20 protein-coding genes and 1 pseudogene are annotated in these 25,477 nt (G+C 63.4%); 6 read left to right on the forward strand and 15 right to left on the reverse strand.

The window, feature by feature from the left end:
• The first annotated feature begins 77 nt into the window (after nt 1-77).
• Nucleotides 78-2,780, forward strand: coding sequence for a Tn3 family transposase (locus C8C94_RS25270; RefSeq protein ID WP_008344252.1), 2,703 nt, complete (start codon nt 78-80; stop codon nt 2,778-2,780).
• A gap of 144 nt (nt 2,781-2,924) precedes the next feature.
• On the opposite strand, the pseudogene C8C94_RS25275 reads toward C8C94_RS25270, so the two are convergent.
• Nucleotides 2,925-3,125 (reverse strand): annotated as a pseudogene (locus C8C94_RS25275) (class II glutamine amidotransferase); the annotation flags it as partial.
• A 152-nt stretch (nt 3,126-3,277) separates the two neighbouring features.
• Here C8C94_RS25275 and C8C94_RS25280 point away from each other — a divergent pair.
• Nucleotides 3,278-5,014 carry a hypothetical protein gene (locus C8C94_RS25280; protein ID WP_121423150.1) on the forward strand — a complete coding sequence of 579 codons (1,737 nt, stop codon included), beginning with the start codon at nt 3,278-3,280 and terminating at the stop codon, nt 5,012-5,014.
• A 101-nt stretch (nt 5,015-5,115) separates the two neighbouring features.
• On the opposite strand, the gene ugpC is transcribed toward C8C94_RS25280, so the two are convergent.
• The 5 genes from ugpC to C8C94_RS25305 are packed head-to-tail and all read right to left on the reverse strand — an operon-like array spanning nt 5,116 to nt 10,743.
• Nucleotides 5,116-6,231, reverse strand: a complete 1,116-nt coding sequence (ugpC, locus tag C8C94_RS25285; protein ID WP_121423151.1) for a sn-glycerol-3-phosphate ABC transporter ATP-binding protein UgpC — start codon at nt 6,229-6,231, stop codon at nt 5,116-5,118.
• Nucleotides 6,232-6,269: 38 nt separating this feature from the next.
• Nucleotides 6,270-7,145 (reverse strand): carbohydrate ABC transporter permease, encoded by an 876-nt coding sequence (locus tag C8C94_RS25290; protein ID WP_121423152.1) that lies wholly within the window; start codon nt 7,143-7,145, stop codon nt 6,270-6,272.
• A 1-nt stretch (nt 7,146) separates the two neighbouring features.
• Nucleotides 7,147-8,079, reverse strand: coding sequence for a carbohydrate ABC transporter permease (locus C8C94_RS25295; RefSeq protein ID WP_121423153.1), 933 nt, complete (start codon nt 8,077-8,079; stop codon nt 7,147-7,149).
• 44 nt (nt 8,080-8,123) lie between these two features.
• Nucleotides 8,124-9,425, reverse strand: coding sequence for an ABC transporter substrate-binding protein (locus tag C8C94_RS25300; protein WP_121423154.1), 1,302 nt, complete (start codon nt 9,423-9,425; stop codon nt 8,124-8,126).
• A 37-nt stretch (nt 9,426-9,462) separates the two neighbouring features.
• Nucleotides 9,463-10,743 carry a hypothetical protein gene (locus C8C94_RS25305; protein ID WP_066784141.1) on the reverse strand — a complete coding sequence of 427 codons (1,281 nt, stop codon included), beginning with the start codon at nt 10,741-10,743 and terminating at the stop codon, nt 9,463-9,465.
• Nucleotides 10,744-10,958: 215 nt separating this feature from the next.
• Here C8C94_RS25305 and C8C94_RS25310 point away from each other — a divergent pair, with 215 nt between their 5' ends.
• Together C8C94_RS25310 and C8C94_RS25315 are read left to right on the forward strand one after the other, a co-directional pair.
• Nucleotides 10,959-11,867: a TetR family transcriptional regulator gene (locus C8C94_RS25310; RefSeq protein WP_031942798.1), complete on the forward strand. Its 909-nt coding sequence runs from the start codon at nt 10,959-10,961 to the stop codon at nt 11,865-11,867.
• A gap of 98 nt (nt 11,868-11,965) precedes the next feature.
• Nucleotides 11,966-14,881: a Tn3-like element IS1071 family transposase gene (locus C8C94_RS25315; RefSeq protein ID WP_044402914.1), complete on the forward strand. Its 2,916-nt coding sequence runs from the start codon at nt 11,966-11,968 to the stop codon at nt 14,879-14,881.
• 378 nt (nt 14,882-15,259) lie between these two features.
• Here C8C94_RS25315 and C8C94_RS25320 read toward each other — a convergent pair whose 3' ends face one another.
• From C8C94_RS25320 to C8C94_RS25785, 7 genes are read right to left on the reverse strand one after another with little or no spacing between them, the layout of a single operon-like run.
• The gene (locus C8C94_RS25320) at nt 15,260-17,389 is read right to left on the reverse strand and encodes a tyrosine-type recombinase/integrase (protein ID WP_158603859.1); all 2,130 of its coding nucleotides are present in this window, start codon (nt 17,387-17,389) and stop codon (nt 15,260-15,262) included.
• A 13-nt stretch (nt 17,390-17,402) separates the two neighbouring features.
• A complete protein-coding gene (locus tag C8C94_RS25780; RefSeq protein ID WP_199731503.1) occupies nt 17,403-17,828 on the reverse strand; it encodes a DUF6283 family protein in 426 nt (141 codons plus the stop codon).
• Between the two features lie 9 nt (nt 17,829-17,837).
• Entirely contained in the window at nt 17,838-18,875 is a 1,038-nt protein-coding gene (locus C8C94_RS25330; RefSeq protein ID WP_121423156.1) for an SMEK domain-containing protein, read from the reverse strand.
• Entirely contained in the window at nt 18,872-19,075 is a 204-nt protein-coding gene (locus C8C94_RS25335; protein WP_147433322.1) for a hypothetical protein, read from the reverse strand. Before C8C94_RS25335 ends, C8C94_RS25330 begins: the two co-directional genes overlap by 4 nt.
• 8 nt (nt 19,076-19,083) lie before the next feature.
• Complete coding sequence (locus C8C94_RS25340; RefSeq protein WP_158603860.1) at nt 19,084-19,767, reverse strand: YkgJ family cysteine cluster protein; 684 nt, start codon at nt 19,765-19,767, stop codon at nt 19,084-19,086.
• Nucleotides 19,757-20,848, reverse strand: coding sequence for a hypothetical protein (locus tag C8C94_RS25690; RefSeq protein ID WP_158603861.1), 1,092 nt, complete (start codon nt 20,846-20,848; stop codon nt 19,757-19,759). The genes C8C94_RS25340 and C8C94_RS25690 overlap by 11 nt, the downstream gene beginning before the upstream one ends.
• On the reverse strand, nt 20,841-21,326 hold the full coding sequence (locus C8C94_RS25785; protein ID WP_199731505.1) for a hypothetical protein: 486 nt from the start codon (nt 21,324-21,326) through the stop codon (nt 20,841-20,843). The genes C8C94_RS25690 and C8C94_RS25785 overlap by 8 nt, the downstream gene beginning before the upstream one ends.
• Nucleotides 21,327-21,643: 317 nt before the next feature.
• On the opposite strand from C8C94_RS25785, the gene C8C94_RS25350 reads away from it, so the two are divergent.
• Complete coding sequence (locus tag C8C94_RS25350; protein WP_121423159.1) at nt 21,644-22,111, forward strand: helix-turn-helix transcriptional regulator; 468 nt, start codon at nt 21,644-21,646, stop codon at nt 22,109-22,111.
• A 551-nt stretch (nt 22,112-22,662) separates the two neighbouring features.
• Here the strand turns inward: C8C94_RS25350 and C8C94_RS25360 are convergent.
• Nucleotides 22,663-23,877 (reverse strand): hypothetical protein, encoded by a 1,215-nt coding sequence (locus C8C94_RS25360; RefSeq protein ID WP_121423161.1) that lies wholly within the window; start codon nt 23,875-23,877, stop codon nt 22,663-22,665.
• A gap of 779 nt (nt 23,878-24,656) precedes the next feature.
• Here C8C94_RS25360 and C8C94_RS25365 point away from each other — a divergent pair.
• Nucleotides 24,657-24,959, forward strand: a complete 303-nt coding sequence (locus C8C94_RS25365; RefSeq protein WP_055402340.1) for a hypothetical protein — start codon at nt 24,657-24,659, stop codon at nt 24,957-24,959.
• Between the two features lie 106 nt (nt 24,960-25,065).
• Here the strand turns inward: C8C94_RS25365 and C8C94_RS25370 are convergent, their stop codons facing one another.
• The gene (locus C8C94_RS25370; RefSeq protein WP_121423162.1) at nt 25,066-25,362 is read right to left on the reverse strand and encodes a hypothetical protein; all 297 of its coding nucleotides are present in this window, start codon (nt 25,360-25,362) and stop codon (nt 25,066-25,068) included.
• Between the last annotated feature and the right edge of the window lie 115 nt (nt 25,363-25,477).

The raw sequence follows: 25,477 nt of genomic DNA on the forward strand, positions 1-25,477 counted from the left end.
GGTAGACCGTTGATTTCATTGACTTTCCTGTTCGCTTTGTAAACGGGTATGGTGGCCTCCCACTTTTGAGGTTCACGATGCAGGGTTGGCACACAACGTTTTTGGGGATGCGTGGGCTCCCCCGCGATATCAGCGACTTCGAGATGAAGGCATTTTTCACCTTCGATGGTGCCGAGCGCGACGCAATCAATGCACGCCGAGGTGATTCCCACAAGCTTGGTCTGGCGCTCCATATTGGTTTCCTGCGCATGAGTGGGCGTTTGCTCGGTGCCTTTCGGGTAATTCCAGTACTCGTGCGGGCGCGTCAATGGCTGTACAAGAACAAGCTGGTGATCGTGCACGAGCGGGCAATTCGGACACTGATTGCGGCGGCACTTGCCCAGCTTGAAGTTGAAACAGGCACCGCCATCGCCGCCAGCGTTGATCCAGCAACACTTGATCGCTGGCGAGCCTCAGTTTCAGAGCTGCGCCCAGATGGACAAACCCAGCAGAGTTGGCTATGGGCTGCACCGGCGAAACACTCAACCCGCCAAATCAGCGAGGTACTGGAGCGCATCGACCTGCTTTACACGCTGGACGTTCATAAGCACCTGGCAGACATCCCCGATCTCATCTTGCGCCGCTACGCGCGCCGACTTGTCTCCAGGCCGCCCTCAGCCGGAGCCAAGATCAAAGAGCCAGCGCGCACCGTGGAGGTCGCATGCTTTCTTCGGTATTGCCTGTTCACCACCACAGACCAGTTGATCCTTATGGTGCAGCGCCGGATCGCCGATCTGTGGCGTCAGGCTGCCGCCGATGTCCCCGCTACCGTCAATTGGGCCGCAATGTACAAAACGCTGCTCGGCGAACTTGTTGCCTTGAGCGCGCAAGGTGCGGTGCCAGATGCTGAGTTGCGTGCCCGTCTTGAAGCCTTGATCACCGAAACCCAGAAACGCAAACCACCGAGCAGGGCCTCCCTGGTCCGCGAGGGATTGATTGATGGAATTCGCCCCGTGCGGTCGTTGCTCGTCGCCATTGCAAAGCTGCCCTGGCAGGCCACCGGCGAGCATCCTGCCATCGAGTACCTTGCCAAGCTGCAAGCTTTATATCTCAAAGGATCCAGAAAGCTGCCAGTTGAAGTGGTGGCACCAAGTCTGGGAATGATCTGGCAGGTTTCGATCTCCAGCCCAGACCGGGAACGGGCGTTTCAGGCGTTGGAGGTGGCCACCCTGTTTGCCCTGCGCCGCGCGGTGCGCAATGGCTCGGTCTGGATTGAGCACAGCCTGAGCTTTCGGGGTCGTGCGCGCTTGTTCTTCACGGACGAGCGTTGGCAGGCAGAGTCCAAGAAACACTATGCCCGTCTATCGTTACCCAGCAAGGCTGCCACTTTCTTGAAGCCTTTGCTGGCCAGAGTAACTGCCGGTGTCGATGCGGTGGCCGCTGCAGCCCGCAGTGGCGTACTGCGCGTGGATGATGAACTCCATTTGTCGCCATTGCCCGCAGAGGACGAAGACCCAGAAGTGACCAAGCTGCGCGCGGCTTTGGATCACCGCATCGGTGAGGTTCAATTGCCGGAAGTGATTCTGGCCGTTGACGCCCAGGTGCGCTTTAGCTGGATCATGCTCGGACGTGAGCCGCGCTCTACCGACGAGCTGCTGATGGTCTATGCCGGCATCATGGCCCACGGCACCAGTCTGACTGCGGTCGAATGCGCGCGCATGATTCCGCAATTGTCTGCCACCAGCATTCGCCAGGCCATGCGCTGGGCGCGGGACGAACGGCGTCTGAGCCAGGCCTGCCAGGCTGTGCTGGAATTCATGCAGCGACACCCGATTGCCGCCACCTGGGGGCGGTCCGATTTGGCATCTTCTGACATGATGACCATGGAGACCACCAAACGGGTGTGGCAAGCCCGGCTTGATCCTCGGCGCAACACACCTTCCATTGGAATCTACTCCCATGTAAAAGACCGGTGGGGCATCTTCCATGCGCAGCCCTTTGTGCTCAATGAGCGCCAGGCGGGCGTGGCCATTGAAGGTGTCATCCGCCAAGAAAAGCTGGAGACCAGCCAGCTTGCTGTGGATACCCATGGCTACACCGACTTTGCCATGTCACATGCCCGTTTGCTTGGTTTTGATCTTTGCCCGCGGTTGAAGGAACTCAAACAGCGCCACCTCTTTGTGCCACGCGGCACCAAAGTGCCCGCAGAAATCGCTGCGGTGTGCGAAGCCAATGTCGACGTCGCTTTGATCGAAAAGCATTGGGATAGTCTGGTGCACCTGGCAGCCTCGGTCATGAGCGGACATGCCAGTGCGGTGGCAGCTCTTGCGCGGTTCGGTTCTGCCGCCCAGGGCGATCCAATCTATGAGGCTGGCGTGCAATTGGGGCGGTTGCTGCGTACGGCGTTTTTGGCTGACTACTTTGTCAAGGACGCTTTCAGGAACGAGTTGCGCCGGGTGCTCAATCGGGGCGAGGCTGTTAACGCCCTCAAGCGCGCCATTTATACCGGCCGGATCAGCCCGGCGCAGGCCAAACGTGTCGATGAAATGCAGGCTGTGGCCGATGCGTTGAGCCTGATGGCCAACATCGTGATGGCGTGGAATACCTCACAGATGCAGGCGGTCCTGGATCGCTGGTCGAACCGCCGCCAGGTCATTCCACCGGAACTGATCGGGAAGATTGCGCCCACCAGGCTGGAGAGCATCAACTTGCGGGGTGTGTTTCGCTTCCCGGTTGACCGCTATGCTGACCAAATCCTGCCTTCGCGGCCAAATGCATCGATAACTGGCACCAATGGATGAAACCGACCACGGTTTGACGCCACGAATCGCAGATTTGAAAGTGAACAGGAAAGTCAATGAAATCAACGATCTACCAACACCACCTCCGCGCCAGTGCTAGCTTTTCGTACCGTCACTTATTGCACTGAAAACGAGGAGACCCCGATAGCGCTGGATCAGGTCGGCCACCGGCGAGTCGGAGGCGGGCAGATGGTCCACGAAGTGGCGCAGCCCCAAGCCCTCGAAGAAGGCAATGCCCCAGCCATCCTTGTGGTGGTCGGTGCGTCCGCCGCGCTGGGCGAAACCCGTGAAGCTGAAGGTCACGTCCGTGGGCGTGTTGCAGTTCATCCCGAGGAGTTGGCACATGGGGCCATTGTGGCCTCTCGCGCCTACCCGATGGCTGCTGCAAAGCAGCATTGTTTCGGTGCCGCCTATCAGCGCGGCGACAGCAACGTTTTCTGCTCAGTTGCCACTCATCGCTCATCCGGACCACCTCTTGGCCTGGCACGGAGTAGCTCATGGCCCCTCGCCCAGTTGCAAAGCAGCCCATTGCAAGCGTCGACGCGAACACCACGCGCCCCCAGCCCGTGGCCAAGGACCGGGCGGGCAGGCCTCGTCCGGAAACCCAGCGGCCACCCCTGTACTCGCACGAGCCCCTGGATACCGGGTGGTTCTACCGGAACCTGCGCAAGTACCCGGTCAAGGAGCTGGGGCGGCAGGAGGTGCGGATCACGAACCGGTCGGTGAAGGGCAAGGACACCCGCGTGACCGAGGACGCGGCGCCTCCTGTCAGCAACCCGGTTGAAAAGGTCGCCTTCACGCAGCCCCTGCATGCGCATGAATCCGTGGAGACGCCGACCGTACAGCGCCCTGCGAAGGACGGCAAACCCAAGACGATCAAAGTGCCGTCCAGAAACGCTGGCCCGAACAAGGAAGCCGACCCGCAAAAGGCCGCGCCTGTACGCCGGCATGCTGAGCCGCCTCGTGCCAAGGACCTGCCGCTCACAGCTCCGGCGGTGAAAAGCGCCGCACAGCCGCTGCCGCCGTCGCCCGCACCGGTCCCCCAGCCCCGGCGCAGCAAGGGCGTACAGGCGCTGAAGGACACGATCTACCTGCCTTTTCGCATCGTCAACTTCGCGCTGGCGAGCTTGGCGACTGTCGTGACCCTGGGCGAGGCCAAGCCCGTGCTGGACTATTCCGTGGAGCGCCTGGGTGAATCCATGTTGGGCTTCGGCCGCGTGCTTTTCAATGTGCTGCGCCTGGTGCAGCTGCCGGAGGCTCTGGGACTGGAGTCGCCCCGCCCGCGCTCCGCGTCCCCGGTGACGGCTCCTGTCCCCGTTGCACCGGCGACCATGCGCCGGCTGGCCCAGGTCCAGGACCACCCGAAGCTCCCGCCGCAGGAGCGCCTCAAGCGGCACCGCGAGGCCACGGACGTGCCCAAGCGCACCGCCCGCATGACCGCCCTGGTGATCAACCAGATGGGCCGGTTCATCACCACCAGTGTCGGCCTGTCGAGCATGGTGATCGCCTCCATGGCCGTCACGGCGGTGATGCCGCCCCTGGGCTTCGTGATGCTTGGGCTGACGGCCCTGGGCGCCTGGACGGCCGCGGCCAACCTCAAGTGCGCCGCCAAGAATTACCGCAGCCTCAAGCGTGGTGACGCGGCCTTGCCGGTCGGGTCGAGCGCGGCCGCCAACGCCTGGTTCCGGGGCATCGAACACAAGCGCCAATTCCGTGGCCCGGACGATCGCGAGGCCGCGCGCACGCAAGCCGCCAAGGGCGCGAAGATGCTGACTCTGCTGAACGCCGGCGTCCAGATGGGCGCCAGCCTGGCCAGCGGTGCCGCCGCGGCGCCGGTGGTTCTCGGTCTATTCGTCAAGAAGGTCGCCCCGGGCCTGAGCTCGGCGGTGATGGGCTGGGTGGCGGAAACCGTGGCCAGCCGCGTCGGCGCCCGCCTGCGGGCCGAGGCAGAACATCGAGCCTGGGAGGTTTTCGACGCGGAGATGCACAAGGTCCGCAGCCAGCATTCCGAGACGACATCCCTGAACCCCGAGCTCCTGGCGGAACTGCATGCCTGGGGCATTCAGGACGACGACCTGAACGCCTACCTCAGGCCCACCACCGACGGCAAGCCGATGCGCCCGTTGCGGCCTCGCGACGACGCGGCGGGCAAGTACCTGACGCAGATGACCGACCAGAATTTCGCGGCCACGCTGCTGCGCAACGCCGCCGTCACGATGATTAACTTCCGCTAAGGAACAAGTGGGACTTGGTGGCTTAGAGCGGCTAGGGCCTGTTCACACTATTTTCACCTCGTTCGCACTTGTAAAAATAGTGTGAACAGGCCCTAATGAAACTAGGCCAGAGCGAGCGCGTCCGGCGCGTGCTCCGGCCGGCGCAAGAACTCGATGCGCCGCCCGTGCTGCGCATCAAAGGCATGCAGGGCCTGGGCCGGCAGGCTGAGGGGTAGCCGCATGCCTTCGCTGACCTTCTGCTCGCGCGGCAGAACCAAGGCGAGCTGGACATCGCCTATCCAGCAATAGGCTACATGGCTGCCACCCAACTCCTCGACGAACTCCACGCTGGCGGCCAGTGCCGGGACGCCAGCGCCAGCCAGTTGAACGCTCTCCGGGCGAATGCCCAGGGTCAAGCGTGCGCCGACCGGCAGGGCAATTGGCGGACAGGCGATGGGGTGCTGCGGCGCGGCATCGAGCCGGACCTGGGTGGCCGAGATCACGCTGGCCGGCAGCAGGTTCATGGGCGGCGCGCCCAGGAAAGTAGCCACGAAGGTCGAGGCGGGCCGGCCATAGACTTCAGCGGGCGTGCCCACCTGCTCGAGCTGGCCGGCTTGCATCACGACCAGCTTGTCCGCCAGCGTCATGGCTTCGACTTGGTCGTGGGTCACGAACAGACTGGTGGCCTTCAGGCGCTTGTGCAGGCGCCGGATCTCGATACGCATCTGGACCCGCAGCTTCGCATCCAGGTTGGACAGCGGCTCGTCGAAGAGAAACACGGCCGGCTCGCGCACGATGGCGCGGCCCATGGCGACGCGCTGGCGCTGTCCGCCCGACAGCTGGGCGGGCCGGCGGTCGAGGTAGGCCTCGAGGTCGAGCACGCGCGCGGCCTCGGCCACCCGCCGGGCGACCTCCGCCCTGGACAGTCCCGCGATCTTCAACGGATAGGCGATGTTCTCGCGCACGGTCATGTGCGGATAGAGCGCATAGTTCTGGAACACCATGGCGCAGCCGCGCTCGCTGGGGTCCACATCGTTCATCGACTGGCCGTCGATGCTGAGCTGGCCCTCGCTGATGTCCTCCAGGCCCGCGACCATGCGGATCAGGGTGGACTTGCCGCAGCCGGACGGGCCGACCAGCACGACGAACTCGCCGTCGTGAATATCCAGGTTGATGCCGTGCAGCACCTGTTTGCCGTCGTAGGCCTTCTTGAGGCCGCGCAGGGCGAGTGTCGTCATGTGGACTCCGGAAGAGGCTGAGAGAAATCGGCCCGGCGTCAACGGATGCCGGACTTCATGAAGGATTGGACGACCTGGCGCTGCAGCACCAGGTAGATCAGCAGCACCGGCAGGCTGGCCATGGTCGATGCCGCCATCAACGGCCCCCACAGCGTGCCCTCGGTGGTCATGAACATCTGGATGCCGATCTGGATGACGCTGTTCTCCGGCGTGCGCGAGAGCAGCAGCGGCCAGAAGTACTCGTTCCAGGTGGAGATGAAGACCAGGATGCTCAACGAGGCCAGCGTGCCGCGCAGGTTGGGCGCGATGACCTGCCACAGGATGCGCCAGTGGCCCGCGCCATCCATGCGTGCGGCCTCAATGACCTCGCGCGGGAAGGCCCGCATCGTCTGAGTGAGCAGCATGATGGCGAAGGCCGACGCCAGGTGTGACAGGATCAGCGCCGCCAGGCTGTCGAGCAGGCCCAGCCGCGCCACCAGCAGGTAGTTGGGGATCATCACCACCTGGAAGGGCACCAGCCAGGTCAGCGCGATCAGGCTGTAGATCAGCTTGTCGAACCGGAAGCGCCAGCGCACGAAGCCGTAGGCGGCCAGCAGGCCGGTCAGCAGCTGGATCAGCGTCACTGCGACCGACACCACCAGGGTGTTCGCCAGCATCTGCAGCACCGGGATCGTGTCGAGCGCGCGGACGTAGTTGCCCAGGGACAGGCTGGAGGGCCACAGCGACATCTCGAAGATCTCGTTGGCCGGCCGCAGCGAACTCACCAGCATCCAGTAGATCGGGAACACGCACACCAGGGACAGCACGACCATTACCCCATGGCCGACCGGGCCGGAGAAGTGATCGGCCCGCGCCACGCGCCGGGTACCGCGCGCAGGGCGGCGCGCCAACGCGGCCCCGGGGAGGGTGGACATCTCAGTTGTCATGGAAGGAAAACCTGTCGATCAGGCGCAGCAGCAGGAAGGCGATCGCGCCGAAGGCCGCGAACAGCACAACCGCAGACGCCGAGGACCAGCCCACGGACAGGCTGGAAAAACCGAAGTCCCACAACAGGTAGTAGATGTTGGTGGTGGACCCCAGCGGGCCGCCCTGGGTCAGCACGTTGATGTAGGCGAAGCTCCATTGCGCCCCCAGCAGGATGGTCATCATCGTCAGGAACAGCACGCTGGAGGACAGCAGCGGCAGGCGGATGTCGCGCACGATCGCCCAGCGGCTCGCGCCGTCCATGCGCGCGGCCTCGATCAGCGAGGGATTGATGTTGGCGTTGGCCGCGGCGAGGATCAGCGTCGAGAAGCCGGTCAGCTTCCACCCGGTGATGACGACGATGGTCCAGAGGGCGAAGCGCGGATCGGCGAGGAAATCGATCGGCGCGAAGCCCACGCGCTGCAGCAGCAGGTTGAGCACGCCGTGCCCCGGGTCCAGCAGCCAGCGCCAGACGGTGGCCGCCACCACCGGCGCGATGATCATCGGCACGAAGATCAGCGCGCGGTAGACATTGCGCGAGCGGGCCGGCAGGTCCTCGGTGTAGATGGCCACCGCCAGCGGCAGCAGCACCGAGATCGGCCACAGCCCCAGGGTGGAGATGCCGGTGTTGCCGACGGCCTGCCAGAGCTTGTCGAGGCTCAGGATATGGACGTAGTTGTCCCAGCCCACGAAGGTCCGCGGGGAGGTGGGCAGCATGTTCCAGCTGTAGAAGCTGAGTTCGAACGCGCGCAGCAGCGGTTCGTAGACCCAGACCACGAAGGCGGCCGTCGCCGGCAGGATGTAGAGCCAGGGCGCGATACGGTGCGCGCGCTGGACTCGGACGCGGGGCCTGCTCATCGGCGAGGCCAGGGTCAGCTCACTCATGGATCGCGAGTCCTTTGCGGGAGGTCACAGGGCGCGGCGCGCGCTTACCTTGGCATCAGAGCCTGGGCCGTATCCTGCGCCGCCTTCAGCGTCTGGCGTACGTCACCCTGGCCGCGCACGGCCTGCTCGACGGCGTCCATCATCATCTTGCCGATCTGCCGGTAGTTGGCGCCGGGCATCGGATCCCAGGGCTCGAGCACCGCGAGTTGCTTCAGGTTGGGACGCACCATCGGGTGCTCCTTGGCCCAGGCGGCGAGGTACTGGGGATCGTCGACGATCTCGGGGCGCAGCGGCAGGTAGCCGATCTCCGAGGTGATCACCGTGTAGCCTCGCTTGGAGGTGAGGAACTTCGTCAGCTCCCAGGCCGCCCGCTGCTTGAGCGGATCGCGCGTCAGGATCACCAGCGCACTGCCCGAATTGTTCGGCCGCGGGGGCTTGGCACCGAAGGCCGGCATGGTGGTGGCGCGCAGATCGAACTTGTCCTTGGCGCCCGCGAGCAGGTAGCCCTGCACGGCGCTCGACTCCAGGTACATGCCCAGGGTCCCTGCCGTCATCGCTTCCATCGCCGCGGAGGAGTTGATCTTCTCCATCGCGCCGCTGTCGTTCAGGTCCCGCAGCATCGAAATGGCGGCCACCGACTCCGGTTCGGCGAAGCGCAGGGTCTTGCGGTCGCGCGAGATCACCTCGCCGCCGTTCGAGCGGACCACACCCTGCAGGATCCAGTCGTAGGCGCTCGGGCCGAACAGGCTGGCCACGAAACCGGCCTTGCCTGTGTTCTTGCGGATCGCCAGCGCCGCGGCCTTGACCTCGGACCAGGTCTGCGGCGGGCGCTGGGGATCGAGCCCCGCCGCCTTGAACAGGTCGGCGTTGTAGAAAAGAATCGGCGTCGAAATGGTGTACGGGAGCGCGTAGGTCTTGCCGTCGAGTACGCCCAGCTTCAACGCCTTCGGCGCCATGCCCACGTTGTTGGCGGCCAGCTCGCTGACGGGGACGATGCTCTCGATCGGCTGGGCGCCGAGGTTGTGCGCCACGAAGTCGAGGTCACCGAATGCGACCTGCGCCACGTCGAGCGGGCGCTGCGCAGCCACGTCGGCCTGCAAGCGGGGCATCAGCTGCGCGACGTTCACGCCGACCGCGTTCACCTTGACGTTGGGGTTGGCCGCCATGAACTCCTGCAGCAGCTTGCGGGTGCCATCGGCGCCCAGGCCCGCGGTGGCCAGGTTGTAGTTGTAGAAGGTGATGGTCACCGGCTTGTCCACGGTCGCCGGGACGGGGCCTGCGCGGCCGGGCAGCGACACGGTGGCGGCCAGGGCGGCCGCGCCAAGAAGGAAAGTCTTTCTGATCATGATGATGCCTTTGGAAAGAAGGGGAGCAGGGAAACGCTCAAGCGCGTTGGGCCATCTGCGTCTCGTTGGCGGTTTCGCCGTCGACGCGGGCGCGTTCGAAGCGGGTGTGGAAGTCGACCAGGTCGAACTCGACGTCGTCGAGTGCCCGGAACTCGGCCTCCGACATTTCGGGATGCTCGTGGCCGTACCAAGCGGCGTACTGGGGCAGATCGGACGCGTAGGCCTTGAAGTAGGTCGAGTAGGCCCGCAGGCGCAGGCGCGGCCGTTGCGCGTCGAGATCGAACTCCATCAGGCGCAGCCAGCCGTCGCCGATGCCGTCGATCACTGTGGCGTCGGGGAAAGTGCCGCGAAGCGACTGCTTGCGGCCCTGGTAGTCGCTGAGGAACTGGAACACCTGGTTGCCGTGCTGGTTCGGGTCGACGCGGTGGCGCACGCCATGGAAATGGCCGTTCAGCACCGCCAGGATCTGGTCATGGCGGGAAATCAGGCTGTCCCAGAGCCGGTCGGGGGTGTGGCGCTCGGGGTCCAGGCGGGACAGGTCCAGGCATTCCGCGGCTTGGCGCTCACCCCGGGGATTGAGGAACTCGTGGATGGACACGATGGTCGGCACCCCGGGAAAGGCCTGCAGAACCGACTCGGCCCAGTCGACCACCTCGCCGTCGGGCGACATCTCCAGGCCCAGGTGCAGGAAGCGGTGGGTGCCGCCGGTGAAGATCTGGGCGCTGTTGGCGCCCTGCCGGAACGAGGAAACATACCAGGGCTGGTTCTTGAAGAAAGGCGTCTGGGCGCCGAAGTTGCGCGTCCAGTTCTCCAGCGAGCCGCAATGGATGCTGCCCACGCTGGCCAGGTCCAGGCGGTGCAAGTCGATCGCGCCGGGCTGCGGGGGGTAGTCGGCGTCGGCCCACATGTGATCGTGGTCATGGTTGCCCGGGACCACGGAGAAGGGCAACTGGCCGGCGAGGATCTCGTAGGCCGTCCTGACGGCGGGGATCTCGATGTTCAGCACCTGCTCCGGCGCAGGCGCCACGTGGTCTGCGAGCAAGGGGCTGACGATGGACCGGTGGCCGCGCCGCGCATGAGCTGCGTCCACGTCCGCGCTCATCTGGTGCTGCCACATGTCGCCCAGCGCGGTGGCGAAAGCGATCTCACCGCCATTGCCCACCGCGTTGCGGGCGATGAAGTGCATCATGTCCCAGAGCAGCTCGCGCGCGTTGAACGGGAAGCCCGCCGCGCGCTGGTTGCGGTAGCTCACATAGTTCTGCGTGTCGGGCACGACGGCGACGGTGAAGCGGGAATGGGAACGGGCGGACTCTTGCATGGCGGCACCTTTGACAGAAAGGGCGAAACCGACCCCACGCCGGCACTTCGCACTGTGTTTAGAACGTATGTACAGTAAGGTCACCCCATGACGGATTGATGACTTGTAATGGTTTTATGGGCCAATTCATGGCAAGTTGAATGGGTACTTTGGATAGAATTGGAACGGATGTACTGTCCAAGGGGCAGCGAACAAACGAAAATAGGAGACGTCAGGTGTTCACGGAGATGCCGACCGCGGCCCATGCCGACCGGCTGACGGAAGCCGCCTTCGAACTGGCCTGCGAGCAGGGATTCGCCGAGCTGAGCGCGCGGTCCCTGGCCGCCCGGACCGGGGGCAGCCCGTCCGCGATCAACTACCATTTCGGCGGCCGCGAGCAGCTGCTGCTCGCCGTCCACGCGGAGCTGGGCCGCAGGATGGAGGCCGCACGCGCCGACGCGCTGGCGCGCTGCCTCGAGCAGATGCCCGCCTGGGTGGAGCTGCCCGATATGGTCGCCGCCCTGCTGCAGATGCGGCTGGGCGAGCAGCGCAAGATCCTGGCCCTGCGGGACGAACTGGAGCTCGAGGTGAGCACGGGGCGCGAACCGCAGCTGCGGCCAGCGGCCGAGCAGGAGGTCGCGCAGGAGCGGCAGTTCTGGTGCGGGCTCGCGCGCCAGTTCGACGCCGGCCCCGTGGCGGCAGAAGCCTGGGCCGATCTTGCCCTGGGGCTGACGGGCCTGCTGCTGTGCGAGACCGATCCGGCGGCCCGCTCCGCCTGGATCACGACGCCAACCGCGCGGCTGCATGCCCGCCTGGGCCGGCAGCCCATCGTGCCGTCGGTCACGCGCAAGGCGGATGCCCGGGCCAGCATCGACGCCTTCGCTCGCGAGCGGGCGCAGACCAATGAGACTGCGCTGCGCATCCTTGACGCCACGCTCTCGACCATTGCCCGCAAGGGCGCGGACCGCGTGGTGCAGCGGGAGATCGCGGCGCGTGCCGAGGTGTCACTGGCGGCGGTCACCTACTTCTTCCGGACCAAGCACGACCTGATCACAGCGGCATTCGCCGAGCACTGCCGCCGCCTGCGCAGCCAGAGACGGGGTCTCCTCGTTTTCAGTGCAATAAGTGACGGTACGCAAAGCTAGCACTGGCGCGGGGGTGGTCTGGGTAGACCGTTGATTTCATTGACTTTCCTGTTCGCTTTGTAAACGGGTATGGTGGCCTCCCACTTTTGAGGTTCACGATGCAGGGTTGGCACACAACGTTTTTGGGGATGCGTGGGCTCCCCCGCGATATCAGCGACTTCGAGATGAAGGCATTTTTCACCTTCGATGGTGCCGAGCGCGACGCAATCAATGCACGCCGAGGTGATTCCCACAAGCTTGGTCTGGCGCTCCATATTGGTTTCCTGCGCATGAGTGGGCGTTTGCTCGGTGCCTTTCGGGTAATTCCAGTAGCCTTGTGGCGCCACCTTGGCAACGAGCTTGGCATTGCAGCACCAGAAGTCGCCTCGCTGAGAGCCATGTATGAACGCGGGCGCACGCTATTCGATCACCAACAAGTAGCCTGCACGGTCCTTGGATTCCAGTGGATGAGCGAGCACCAGCGCCGCTCACTGGTACGTGAACTGCGCGACGAAGTGGCGCGCTGCGCCGACCGCGATCAGCTACTCGTGCGGGCGCGTCAATGGCTGTACAAGAACAAGCTGGTGATCGTGCACGAGCGGGCAATTCGGACACTGATTGCGGCGGCACTTGCCCAGCTTGAAGTTGAAACAGGCACCGCCATCGCCGCCAGCGTTGATCCAGCAACACTTGATCGCTGGCGAGCCTCAGTTTCAGAGCTGCGCCCAGATGGACAAACCCAGCAGAGTTGGCTATGGGCTGCACCGGCGAAACACTCAACCCGCCAAATCAGCGAGGTACTGGAGCGCATCGACCTGCTTTACACGCTGGACGTTCATAAGCACCTGGCAGACATCCCCGATCTCATCTTGCGCCGCTACGCGCGCCGACTTGTCTCCAGGCCGCCCTCAGCCGGAGCCAAGATCAAAGAGCCAGCGCGCACCGTGGAGGTCGCATGCTTTCTTCGGTATTGCCTGTTCACCACCACAGACCAGTTGATCCTTATGGTGCAGCGCCGGATCGCCGATCTGTGGCGTCAGGCTGCCGCCGATGTCCCCGCTACCGTCAATTGGGCCGCAATGTACAAAACGCTGCTCGGCGAACTTGTTGCCTTGAGCGCGCAAGGTGCGGTGCCAGATGCTGAGTTGCGTGCCCGTCTTGAAGCCTTGATCACCGAAACCCAGAAACGCAAACCACCGAGCAGGGCCTCCCTGGTCCGCGAGGGATTGATTGATGGAATTCGCCCCGTGCGGTCGTTGCTCGTCGCCATTGCAAAGCTGCCCTGGCAGGCCACCGGCGAGCATCCTGCCATCGAGTACCTTGCCAAGCTGCAAGCTTTATATCTCAAAGGATCCAGAAAGCTGCCAGTTGAAGTGGTGGCACCAAGTCTGGGAATGATCTGGCAGGTTTCGATCTCCAGCCCAGACCGGGAACGGGCGTTTCAGGCGTTGGAGGTGGCCACCCTGTTTGCCCTGCGCCGCGCGGTGCGCAATGGCTCGGTCTGGATTGAGCACAGCCTGAGCTTTCGGGGTCGTGCGCGCTTGTTCTTCACGGACGAGCGTTGGCAGGCAGAGTCCAAGAAACACTATGCCCGTCTATCGTTACCCAGCAAGGCTGCCACTTTCTTGAAGCCTTTGCTGGCCAGAGTAACTGCCGGTGTCGATGCGGTGGCCGCTGCAGCCCGCAGTGGCGTACTGCGCGTGGATGATGAACTCCATTTGTCGCCATTGCCCGCAGAGGACGAAGACCCAGAAGTGACCAAGCTGCGCGCGGCTTTGGATCACCGCATCGGTGAGGTTCAATTGCCGGAAGTGATTCTGGCCGTTGACGCCCAGGTGCGCTTTAGCTGGATCATGCTCGGACGTGAGCCGCGCTCTACCGACGAGCTGCTGATGGTCTATGCCGGCATCATGGCCCACGGCACCAGTCTGACTGCGGTCGAATGCGCGCGCATGATTCCGCAATTGTCTGCCACCAGCATTCGCCAGGCCATGCGCTGGGCGCGGGACGAACGGCGTCTGAGCCAGGCCTGCCAGGCTGTGCTGGAATTCATGCAGCGACACCCGATTGCCGCCACCTGGGGGCGGTCCGATTTGGCATCTTCTGACATGATGAGCATGGAGACCACCAAACGGGTGTGGCAAGCCCGGCTTGATCCTCGGCGCAACACACCTTCCATTGGAATCTACTCCCATGTAAAAGACCGGTGGGGCATCTTCCATGCGCAGCCCTTTGTGCTCAATGAGCGCCAGGCGGGCGTGGCCATTGAAGGTGTCATCCGCCAAGAAAAGCTGGAGACCAGCCAGCTTGCTGTGGATACCCATGGCTACACCGACTTTGCCATGTCACATGCCCGTTTGCTTGGTTTTGATCTTTGCCCGCGGTTGAAGGAACTCAAACAGCGCCACCTCTTTGTGCCACGCGGCACCAAAGTGCCCGCAGAAATCGCTGCGGTGTGCGAAGCCAATGTCGACGTCGCTTTGATCGAAAAGCATTGGGATAGTCTGGTGCACCTGGCAGCCTCGGTCATGAGCGGACATGCCAGTGCGGTGGCAGCTCTTGCGCGGTTCGGTTCTGCCGCCCAGGGCGATCCAATCTATGAGGCTGGCGTGCAATTGGGGCGGTTGCTGCGTACGGCGTTTTTGGCTGACTACTTTGTCAAGGACGCTTTCAGGAACGAGTTGCGCCGGGTGCTCAATCGGGGCGAGGCTGTTAACGCCCTCAAGCGCGCCATTTATACCGGCCGGATCAGCCCGGCGCAGGCCAAACGTGTCGATGAAATGCAGGCTGTGGCCGATGCGTTGAGCCTGATGGCCAACATCGTGATGGCGTGGAATACCTCACAGATGCAGGCGGTCCTGGATCGCTGGTCGAACCGCCGCCAGGTCATTCCACCGGAACTGATCGGGAAGATTGCGCCCACCAAGCTGGAGAGCATCAACTTGCGGGGTGTGTTTCGCTTCCCGGTTGACCGCTATGCTGACCAAATCCTGCCTTCGCGGCCAAATGCATCGATAACTGGCACCAATGGATGAAACCGACCACGGTTTGACGCCACGAATCGCAGATTTGAAAGTAAACAGGAAAGTCAATGAAATCAACGATCTACCAACACCACCTCCGCGCCAGTGCTAGCTTTTCGTACCGTCACTTATTGCACTGAAAACGAGGAGACCCCTTTTTGAAAAAAATCAGGAGGGTAGACAACATGAGCTTTGTAAACAAAGGGCTAGGGTTTACCCGGAACTCCTAACCGGGTGTTCTGCACCGAAAGTGAGATTACCCCATGTTGAAAAAAGGCCCACCAACTGGTGGGCCTGAACTTGCCGATGGGCAAGAGGGGAGGGATGCCACTAGCGGGTAGTGGCCCCGTGAGCATAAAGCCTCCTGCGAGGTTTCCGCCAGCGACTTGCTCAAACAATGGACTGGATCTTGTCCACGGTCTCCTTGCGCGAGGAGAGCTCGGCCTTCACATAGATCATCGTGGTGTTGATGTCGGCATGGCCCAGCAGCGCCTGCGCCACGGCCAGAGCGCCATCTTGACCTTCGTTGGCTGCAATCGTGTCATGCGCAAAGGTGTGCCGCAACCAGTGCGTGGAGGCCGCCAAAAAATCCGAACTCTTCGGGCCCGCGATCTTTGCGCATTTCCCAAAGAACTCCTTGAGCAGCCCGTAGATGCGCGCCGCGCTCAGTCCGCCGTCCGCATTCCCTTCGCGCCGCGCATTGTGAGGCAGGTCGCCGGCGCTTCCTTCGCTCTTTCCGGCCAGCCGCTCGTCGAGAATGCCCAGCAGGGGCATCCTTGCAGGCTCCAGATTCTTGAACGCATCCAAGTCACCCGACTCGGCCAGCGCGATGCGGTCGGCACGGTGTGCCTCCAGCGCTTCAATCGTCGCGTCCTGAAGTGGAACGATCCGCTCCACCTTGCCCTTCCCCTCGAAGCGCAGCGCCCAACTGTCCGAGGCCTCGCCATCGATGCGCATGCGCTCGAGATTCGACCAGGTCATTCTGGCGGCCTCGTCGCGGCGTAGGCCTGCTGTCTGCAGCAGCCGGATCATCGCAATGAGCCGGCGCTTGCGCGGGCCATCGTCCATGCTGGTCACCACGGTGCGGATCACCTCCTTGTCTTGGGCACTGAAGGAGCGCATAACGTCCATCTTGACCTCGGTGCGCTTGGGCCCCCGCATGCCCACCGCCGGGTTGAGTGCGAGGTAGCCCGTGCCGTACCAGTAGGTGAGCATCTGGCGAACGGCCACACTGGTCTGCAACATCCCCGCTGCGCTGAGCGGACCTTTGAGCGGACGCCAGTCGGAGGCTGCCCGCGTGCGTACGCGCGTCTGTACCCAGTGGGCAGGCGGCTTTCGCAGGAAATCGAAGAACATCTGCAGGTCAGGTGATTCCAGTGCCGAGATCGCACGGCCGCGTTCGGTGATCGCCCACAGCGCCAGCCGCTCGATCGCGCGCCGGTAGACCTCTTGTGTCGCCGGACTGTTGTCGCGCAATGTGCCGAACCACGCCAGTATCGCCTGCAGGTCGTCCTGGGCACCCAGCGTATTCACCGTTCCCCTAAAGCCGCCCACCGCGCCCTGCAGCGCCGGCGGCCACACTATCTCTCCGAAGGGCACGAGTTGGCCGCTGTGTACCTGAATCTCACCGGCCGGGGCGCGCACCGGCTCCTCCAGGCCGTTGCCGGGCAGGATGCCGCTTTGGTCCAGCCATCCTTGCAGTCTGCGCCCGCGCACCCGCCCGTACCGCGGTATCGCATTCCACCAGCGCACGCCCTTGAGCGCCATCCAGTCGCGCAAGTCGCCCAGGCTGACCACCCCGGCATCGCGCAGTGCCTGCGTCTGTACCGGTGTCAATTGGAGCCATTGCGCGACCGCATCCTCTCGCTGCGGCCGCACCGCGAGGCGTCGGTCCATCCAGTCCAGGGCCTGCAGCTTGCGGCGGAAGTCGCCGGTGCCGGCCTCGGCAGCTGCCGGGTTTGGCTCCGGGGCAGGGCGGTTGGCTTCGGTGTGCGGTGCAGCCGCACCAAACTCTTCCTCATACAGCTCAATGAGCTCGGCTTCCGAGTACATGTCGGCGTCGAACCGCTCCGCGAATTCCTGCAAGCTGGGGCGGGTATCCGCCGCCGGCCCGCCCGGGGCCGGGGACGCGAGGGCTTGATCCGCCCCCGTCACCGCAGGGTGGGCGCCCTCCGGCCACACGATGGCCGCCTGCTCGGCAAGCTCTGGCCAGGTCGAGGCCATCGCAAGGACGCGCCCGCGCAGCTGGTCGCCGTACGTGTCGGCCGCTTTGCGCTCGATCGCCACGCCCAGGTAGGAGAGATACTGCTCAGCGGCTACGCGCGCATCTACGCCCTGCACGGTGGCCCGAAGGAAGGCGACGTCGTCCGCGGTGATGGGCCGCTCCGTGGTCTTCGCACGCGCGCCAGGCGGACGCCCGCGCCGGCGCCGCGGCGCGGCGGCTTCGGGCGCCTCGAGCGCGTGGCCATGGTCATCGACAACCGGGGTTCCGCCCAAAGCGCGTGCTGCAGTGTCAGCCATGGCAACCCCCGAGCTAGGCTGCGCAGTCATCGGCGGACGCCTCCAGCTTGCGCAACACATCGCCATAGTTCGCGTGCAGGGCAGGCCAGTCCCGGCCAGGCGCCAGCGAGGCCTCCGGCACCCGGCCCTGGACACAAGCCAGCCGCACCTTGGGGTGGCAGTGGCCGACGGTCGCCAGCCAGCCAGCACAGGCGAATTCCTCGCCAACCCTCGACTGGTGGCACGCAAACACCTTCGCGTCAAAGTCCGGTCCGTGTCCACGCGCATCCGGGCAGGTGTCCGCCAGGTCGCGCGCCTTCGCGACAGAAAACCCTGGGATGTCCTTCGCGGTCTGGTCCAGGCGCCACGGGCAGCTGGGGCAGGGCTGGGGAAGCAGCTTCCAGGCTTGATCGGCACCGACTTGGCAGCTCGGGCCTTCTTCGAACGTTTCACTGTGCATGGCCGGTCCTTAAAACGCGGAAAGGTCGGCGCCACCGATCACCTGGCGCACCGTTAGGCCACGGCTCTTGATGAAATCGACCAGACCCTCACGCAACGGAATGCAATCGGTGAGGTCCATGAAGATCTCAGGGGCGCCAGATTCGTGCGGATCTTCGCCATCGACATCAACCAGGCCCTCATAGATCAACAGGTCCAGCTCTTCCTTGACCTTGCCGCCGCACTCGCGCAGCACCTTGTTCAACTCCGCGTGAATCGCAGCGTCGCGGGAATTGCGCCTTGGCTCGCGATGCTCGCGGCGTTCGATCAGCATGGCCAGGAATTCCCGGGTCACTCGCGGCAATCGGCGCAGCTTTTTGGCCAGGGTCGGCAATGCCTTCACGACGTCGACCTTGGTTTCGTCTTCGAGCTCGCCGAACTCCTTTTCGTAGAACTTCAGAAAGGCCTTGCCGTCACCGACTTTGAGCGGCGGCCGTGCCTCCCACTTGTCATAGCCGTTTGTGGGATAGCGGCCTTTCTCGTCGGGGACCTCCAGCTCCACCAGCAGCTGCACGGTGTTCCGGCGCACGACCTGGTGGACTGCCTGCAGCTTGTCGAGCGGCAAGGCCAGCACCATGCGGGCGATCTCGGTGAAGTCCCAGATATCTTTCTCGGAATCGAACTTCACGCCATGCTTGAATGGCCCCTCGACGCTGTAGCTGGTTTGCTTCTTGCCCAGACAGAACACCACGATGCGCTCGTAGGCCTTCGCCTGCTCGGCGGTCAGGGCGTCCAGGGTGTGGCGCACCTTCTGGCTTGAAGCCGTGGCGGTTACCTGGATTCCGTACCGGCCGCCCCTGTCTCCCAGGTCGAGGCCGGGCTCGTTGGGACGCTCATCGTTGAGCGACTGCAAGTCCGTACCCAGCACCGCGTTCAGCAGCTCGCCGACAAAGGCCTCCGTGAAGACGCTCATATCGGTGATGCCCAAGCGGTTGCGAGTCTCGACCCGCTCGGAGATACCCGTGAACGCATCCACGATCTCCCCAATGAAGTGCCCTCTGGTGATCATTTCCCCATCTCCTGTGCTCGGCAGGCGTCATGCGCCGCGACGACAAACGCGGCCAGCTCCGCGTCCCCTTGGAAGTGCCCGATGCGCAGGCCGTCGGCCGAGCCTCCTTGGGCGAACACCTCGCCGGCACAGTTGCTGCTCCAGGCGACATCGCGCACTTCCGGCGCGAGCTGCTGGTGCAGTATGTTCATCGCATCCATGTCCACTGCTATTGCTCCCCGATTTCTGACGGAAACCAGTCGCGGATGTCCGCCACGAGGCCCCCGGCGGCCACCTTGCCGTGGTAGACCGCTTTTTCGATGGACGTGTCCACATACGGCACGGAAATCGACTCCCCTGGCACGATCTGGCACAGCAACGCGTCCTCGTCGAAGTTCGCGTGCAGGCGGCACACGAGCGGACGGTGCCTAAAGATCCCGCATTCGCCCGCTTCAAGGAAGGGGCATGGCTGGCCGGTGTGCAGTGCCGGCATCGGAGGCGGTTCGTTCAGGTCGCGCCCCACGGACACAGCGCCGGCGGGAACGGCTGCGGGCCGTCGGCCAATGGCCCGTCCAATGAGTTCAGCCTCGGACTGGGTCACCACCACGTCCTGGTGACAACACGCATCACAACCCCGGCGGCAGGCGACCTCGCGCGCCACGGCCTGACTGAGCCGGTCGGCAGCACGGTGCAGCCACACGATGGCCTTCGCGCGCGAAGGCGCCCCGATAGCCTCATTGACGAGGCGCATTCGGTCAGCGTTGGCGGGCGCGAGCACGGCCCTGGCACGCATGTCGATCCGCGCCCGGCCTTCGGGCCCCAGGATCTCGCCTTCGCGCTGCCGCACGCGGTGCAGGTGCGCAGCGCGGTCCGAGGTGTCCCAGCGGATGGCCGAGCCTGTTTCAGAAGCCATATTCGCGGTCACGCCAGCGGCGCAGGACTTGGTAGTCGTTTTCGGGGAGGTTGATCTGGCCAGCCTCGGCCGCCTCCAGAACGCGGTGGCCAGCCCCGTCGTGCACGCGGTTGCCGTGCAGCAGATAGAAGAACCAGGCAAACGGGGCACCCGTGCGCCGGTCGATGGTGCAGAGCTTGTCATACAGCGCGTGCACGCTGCCCTTGCGCGACTCCACCTCGGCGAGCTTCTTGTCGAAGGTCCACATCGGCACGAGGGAGACCCAGCGGCGGTTCGTGGTCTTGTCCTTCGAGTCGCTGATCTGCATCACCCAGTGGCGGCACAGCCGCTGGCCCGATTGCCCGGCACTGCTCGCGGCCCAGTCCTTGAACAGGCGGCGGCCCTTGGCGGGGTATTTGTCGAGCCCGGGATCGATCTCTTTGTAGCCAATTTCACGCGGCGGTCCTTCGGACTGGGAGTCCGAGACCGTGAACCGCATAGCACGCACCCGGGCGCGCTGCAGCTCTTCGTCCGCGTCGATCAGTTCCAGGAACCGGGCCATATCGACGACCCGGCGCAGCCGGTAGCGCGGCGTTCCCAGGGGCGTTTGTTCCTCGGGCGGCAACTCTTGCCCCTGCGCTTCGGAGAGCAGCTCCCGGGCGTCGCGCGGAGGCGAGCCATAGTCCTGCATCAGCCGGTTCTCCAGGCGTTCGCTCGACAGTTCGACCTCGATCTGCAGGAAGTTGGACTCGTCGCCGCCCCGGTCGACCACCAAGTACAGCGAGGTGATTTCCGTGGTGCTCAGCCGCAGGTCGGCCGCGAGCAAACGCTGGTGGGTGACGCTGGCCCGCGCGCCGTCGTTCACGAACTCCTGCGACAGCCAGGCCGCAAGGTCCTCGTGCACGAGCTCGCCCGCCGCGGTGAAAACCCGGCGCTGGGCTAGGTAGCAGTTGCCGCGGCTGGTGGCGAACTCAACCGTTTCCAGGCCGGGCACTGCGCGCAGGGCCTTGAGCAGTGCCTTGTGGCGTGGGTCGCGGCCATCGGTGGGCACACTGGCAATGACCTCGGCGAGGCCTGGAATGTCGTGCAGGTATTCAGTCATGTCGCGGCTCCATCGCAAAGTCCGTGGCTGCGTCCAGCAGGGGATCTAAATTTTGCATAAAAAGTTGTTTCTTCATGGCACCCGCCTGGACGATAGAGTGCCCCACCTCGTTGTGGGCCGCCGTATCCGGCGCGGCCTTCTGCGCTGGTGGGCTCACCAGCCGTGAAAACACGCCGCGTCCATGGTTGCGCCCCCCGCACTGGCATTCGCAGGTACCGGTGGCCTTGCCATGCAGGCACTTGACGTTGCAGTCGTGCCGTGAGGGCTGCGCCTTGTAGTCGATCCGCCGCGTCACCGGCAGCGGGCCGCCAGGACCTACCTGCGGATAGCCGACCCAGCGCGAGTATCCGTCGGCACACAGCCCGGCCACCCCAGGAAAGCGCTGCGCGAACTCCGGGTTGGCCATGGGCCACACGCCCTGAAGCGGGACCGGATCGGGGCCGGGCCCCAGATCGCAGAAGTAGCGCAGGCGCGCCATGGCTCATCTCCCAGAGGTCTGCGGCCGCCAGCTGCACTTGGTCATTTATCCATCTTGACCCAGGGCTCCAGCGAGCGCAAAATTTTCAAAAAGCTGCCGTCGGCAGCGGGCAGAGGCCAAGCCCTACAGGCAGGCCTCAATTTTTTACTCCAAACGCACGCATCATAAGTATCATTATCCTGCGTGACAAATAATTCTTTTCTTTGAGAATTTGTCATCGTAACCACCGGATTCCCTTGGCCCATCGTGGCATTGTGTCGCATTGCGCCATTTTGCCAGATTTCGGCGTATCATTGCGGCTTGTAAGGAGTCCGACCATGCAAAATCTCACCACTAGCTCGCAACACTTCCTGCGCTCGGCGCGTGAAGCCCTCAATCTCACGACCACCCAGGCTGCCGCGCTTGTGCATGCCTCACGCCGATCCTGGGAGCGCTGGGAGTCGGGCGTACAGCGCGTGCCCGAGGCTACGCTCGAGCTGTTCCTAGAGAAGCTTCAGGGCCGCGCCCCGGCGCCCGACGGCGTTCCTCGCGATCTAGTCGTTGTCCTGCTCGACGCCGGCGGCTGGACCCAACCACTGGACGTCGTCGGGCGTGAGAACTTCGTGCACCTCAGCGAGTCCCCCACGCCAGGCTGCGCTCGTATCCACAGCCTCGCCGTATCCCCCACCGGCCGCCCCTACGTGCACACCACCGAGTTCGAGGTGCGTATCAACGGCCACGTGATCGAGAAGGCGAACACCTGGACCAGCCTTGTCGCGCAGCTGAACGCGGAGTCACCGGCATGACGGCACGCCCAAGGCAGTAGACAGACGCAACAAAACAGTTGCGCGCGCAGCTTGACGTCATCGCGGCTGCAGGAGTAAATTCACACCAAGGGGACTCAATCCTTAGGTGGCAATTACTACTGCTGCCGGCGATGCCGATCATTCCGAAGGGGGTGGTCGGTTTTCGCTTTCTGGGCGCCTTTCCCGGTCCAACGCTTCCCGGAAGGGGCATCGCAGATCGCTCCCCCACTCGCTGCGCTGTCCATCGCCAGTAGTCCCATGCGACCAGGAACGTCTTCCATGCAACAAACATTGCGGCAAGACTGGGCGGTGACGAGTTTGCTCTCGCGCTGGCCTGCACCGGACTGGAGAGAGCCCGAACCCTCGCCATCCGTTTGGTGGAGCAGCTCTCCACGCCTTACCCGATCGGCAGTGTGAACGAGGTAGAAACTTTGGTGCGAAAGGCGGACGCGCCGTGTACAAGGCCAAAGCAGCCGCGAAGCGCTGCGTCGTCGCCGCGAGCTGGTCGGCGATAGCCGGGGCCAGCTACTCGGCGCGGCTGGCCGGCTACCTCATTTTTTCTGGCGGGACGCAGCGAGCATGTTCATCGCCGCTTCGAGGGTCGCAGCGATACTCCGGGCCGCCGTAACAATCTCTGCCATCACCGGTTCGGGGTTGCCGGGCTCGACGATCTCGAAGCTCCCCGCGACATTCTGGCTGGCTGGCGCTGCGGGCACTCGGTTGCTCGCCACGGCTCCAGGCCCAGCAGGCAGAGCGCGCTGCCGTGCATCAGCCTTTGCTCCTCCGGCCGCCACCTTTCCGGCAGCATGCTCGGGCCCTGCCAACGCCTGGCTAGGGGCCAGTGCGGGCTTCGCAGCGGGCGGAGGTGCCTCGGAGGACGACGAGCCGCTCGCGCTCGCCTGAGCCGCGGCACTTACGAGTTCATTCACAGCCTCGCCCGCACCGGTGCCCACTTCCGACTGCGACCGACGGGTTCTACCGCGCGCGGTGGGAAGCTGGCGAATCACAAACTCATCGAACTTCCCCCGCACCTGGTTGCCCCAGGAATGTCCGTGCTGCAGCAGCGCATTGCTGAGCATTTCCACGTCATTGAGGAACATGCGGCGACGAGCGCTGAGCCAGCCGTTTAGCATCCATAGCTCGATGCCAAGCCAGGAAGTGATCTCGGACTTCAGGCCAGGCCTTGAAGATATCTCCTTCGAAAGCCAGGCCGCAAACAGGTCGTAGCGATCTTCCACGCCGCGGCTGGGGCCCGCTGCTCGCTGGTCGGCGTTCGCAGCGACAGAAGACGGCGCAGCGGGAGCGCTGCCCTGCTGGCTCAGCCCACCACCAGAGGTGGCGCCCATTTCGTTCACGTCAGATTGGACTCGGAGTGCGGTCATTGTGGTCTCCCTCATAGGGTTGTGCGTCTCGTCTTCATCTTCAGCCTGGAAAGACTTGATCCGTTCGACAAAGGTGTCATCAAGTACAGCTCCGACCGTATCAAACCAGCTAGGCGCCTGGATCATTCTGCCCATGTGCTCTGCCAGTTGGTCATCAATCACTTCCTCCTGCGCCAAGATCCGCTCCGCGCGGTCCTTCGAGACATGGGCCTTTGTTGCCGTCAACAGCACGTCAGAACCTAAAGCGAGATGAAGCAGCTTGAAGTTCTGGTATCTGGTCAGAAAGATGCCGCGCGGCGCCACTGCATCTGGCCGGCCAGCCCTGACCATCTGGGCACTTTTCCCATGCCCTTGGTGTCGCTGACCACTGGTCCACGCCTTCATGATTGCTCCTGCTCGAATCAAAATATATCGAGGTACTAAGTTTGCTTATTTGTTAATTATGCCAGCTTTGGACGTCTGCACCAATACGGAAACCACCTACCAAATTGCTACCGACGTCGACAAGTGACCAAACAGATATGGTTTCGACGTTGCCTCGCCCCTATCGAACCTCGCATGCCGATCATCCGTGCGCCAAGATCCGCCGCTGGCGATAGATACGCCCAACCCTACCTTTGCAACTCGACTCCTGCGTCGAGGATACCGACGGAATGCAACCTGGTAGCGGGAAAAGTCCGCGCTGTGGACTTTTGGCCCAATTTTTGACGCCGGACGCCTAACAATCGCATCAATTTTTCAATACGTTCTGGCACCATTTTGGTGCCAAATGAAAACTATCGAAACAATTTAACCTTCCCCAAGAATGCTTCTCCGAGAATCAACCGGGCTGCAGACATCGGGGGATCCATATCCTCAACTTGGCTCACTCATATTCACTCCTCACGCAGGCATATGTGAATTGGAAAAAACCTGTTTCACCTGCCGACGCAATATCAACACTCGGATTCAAATCCATTACCGGCAAGTTCACTCTCGAAGCCCATCCGTACAAACTGGGGATGGACTATTAGGCGCGGCAAAACCATCAACCCGGCGTTCAGGGCAGGCCTTCGTTTCGACGATGCGACGCCTACCCCTTGGTTATCACTTTTCTGGTGACAAGAAGGACCGTAAACCAATCCGCCTCCCCCGAGGCTCCTTCAACTATCCGGAGAGTTCCCATGAACACGTTCGCAATCGACAACACGTCTGTAGCCGCTGACCAAGCTCAACGCGCCTGGAACATGTCTATCGCTCGGAACTTTCCGGGCACTGACACTGTCGTCGCTAAGACTTTTCAAGAAGTCTCTTCTCAGAAGGACCTTTACGTCCTCAATAAACTCTTCAGGTCCTATTGGGCTGCGGTTGAGCGCGCTTCCGTGCGTGGTGACAAGCGTCAAGGCGATATTGCTTTGGCTGCACTTTATGTGGTTCAAGGTCAGATGGATTACATCCGCGCCATGAACCCTTCGACCAGCAACTGATTTACTGGCGAAATAGCAAAAGAGGACACTATGTGTCCTCTTTTTTTTTGCCCGAGCGAAACTTAATCTGGCCCTTCGCTATGTAGATTCTTGGGGCCACTTCCAGCTAGTTGATGGTGGAACTCAACGGCACCATAGGTTCGCGCAGCAGGAGCAAGCCGCGCATCTCGATCACTTCAGCGTCCTGCGGCAGCTGCGCGAAGACGTCCTCAACGTTCACCAGCAGATAGGCCTCAAGGGCCAGCACACTGGACATGGCGCTCACGGGGACGTACGGCTTTGCCCGGGGGTAAAACGAGTCCACCAGGTCAACAAACCTGTTGGAAGCTTCTACCAGCTCAAGGGCACGTTCTCCATTGCCGCGGCCGAGCTCGCGGAAAGACGCTTCCAACAGTGTTTCCATGCTTAGACCCCTTTCGCCTGGCTCGTTTCTTCCATTCCTCGCCGCGAGCCTTTCCAGCCGAGACCGCGCACCACGCCCCAAATGCTACCTCCAGTCACGGCGATAGCGAAGATGG

This window comes from Acidovorax sp. 94 (assembly GCF_003634645.1).
In the GTDB taxonomy this organism is placed as follows: domain Bacteria; phylum Pseudomonadota; class Gammaproteobacteria; order Burkholderiales; family Burkholderiaceae_C; genus Acidovorax; species Acidovorax facilis.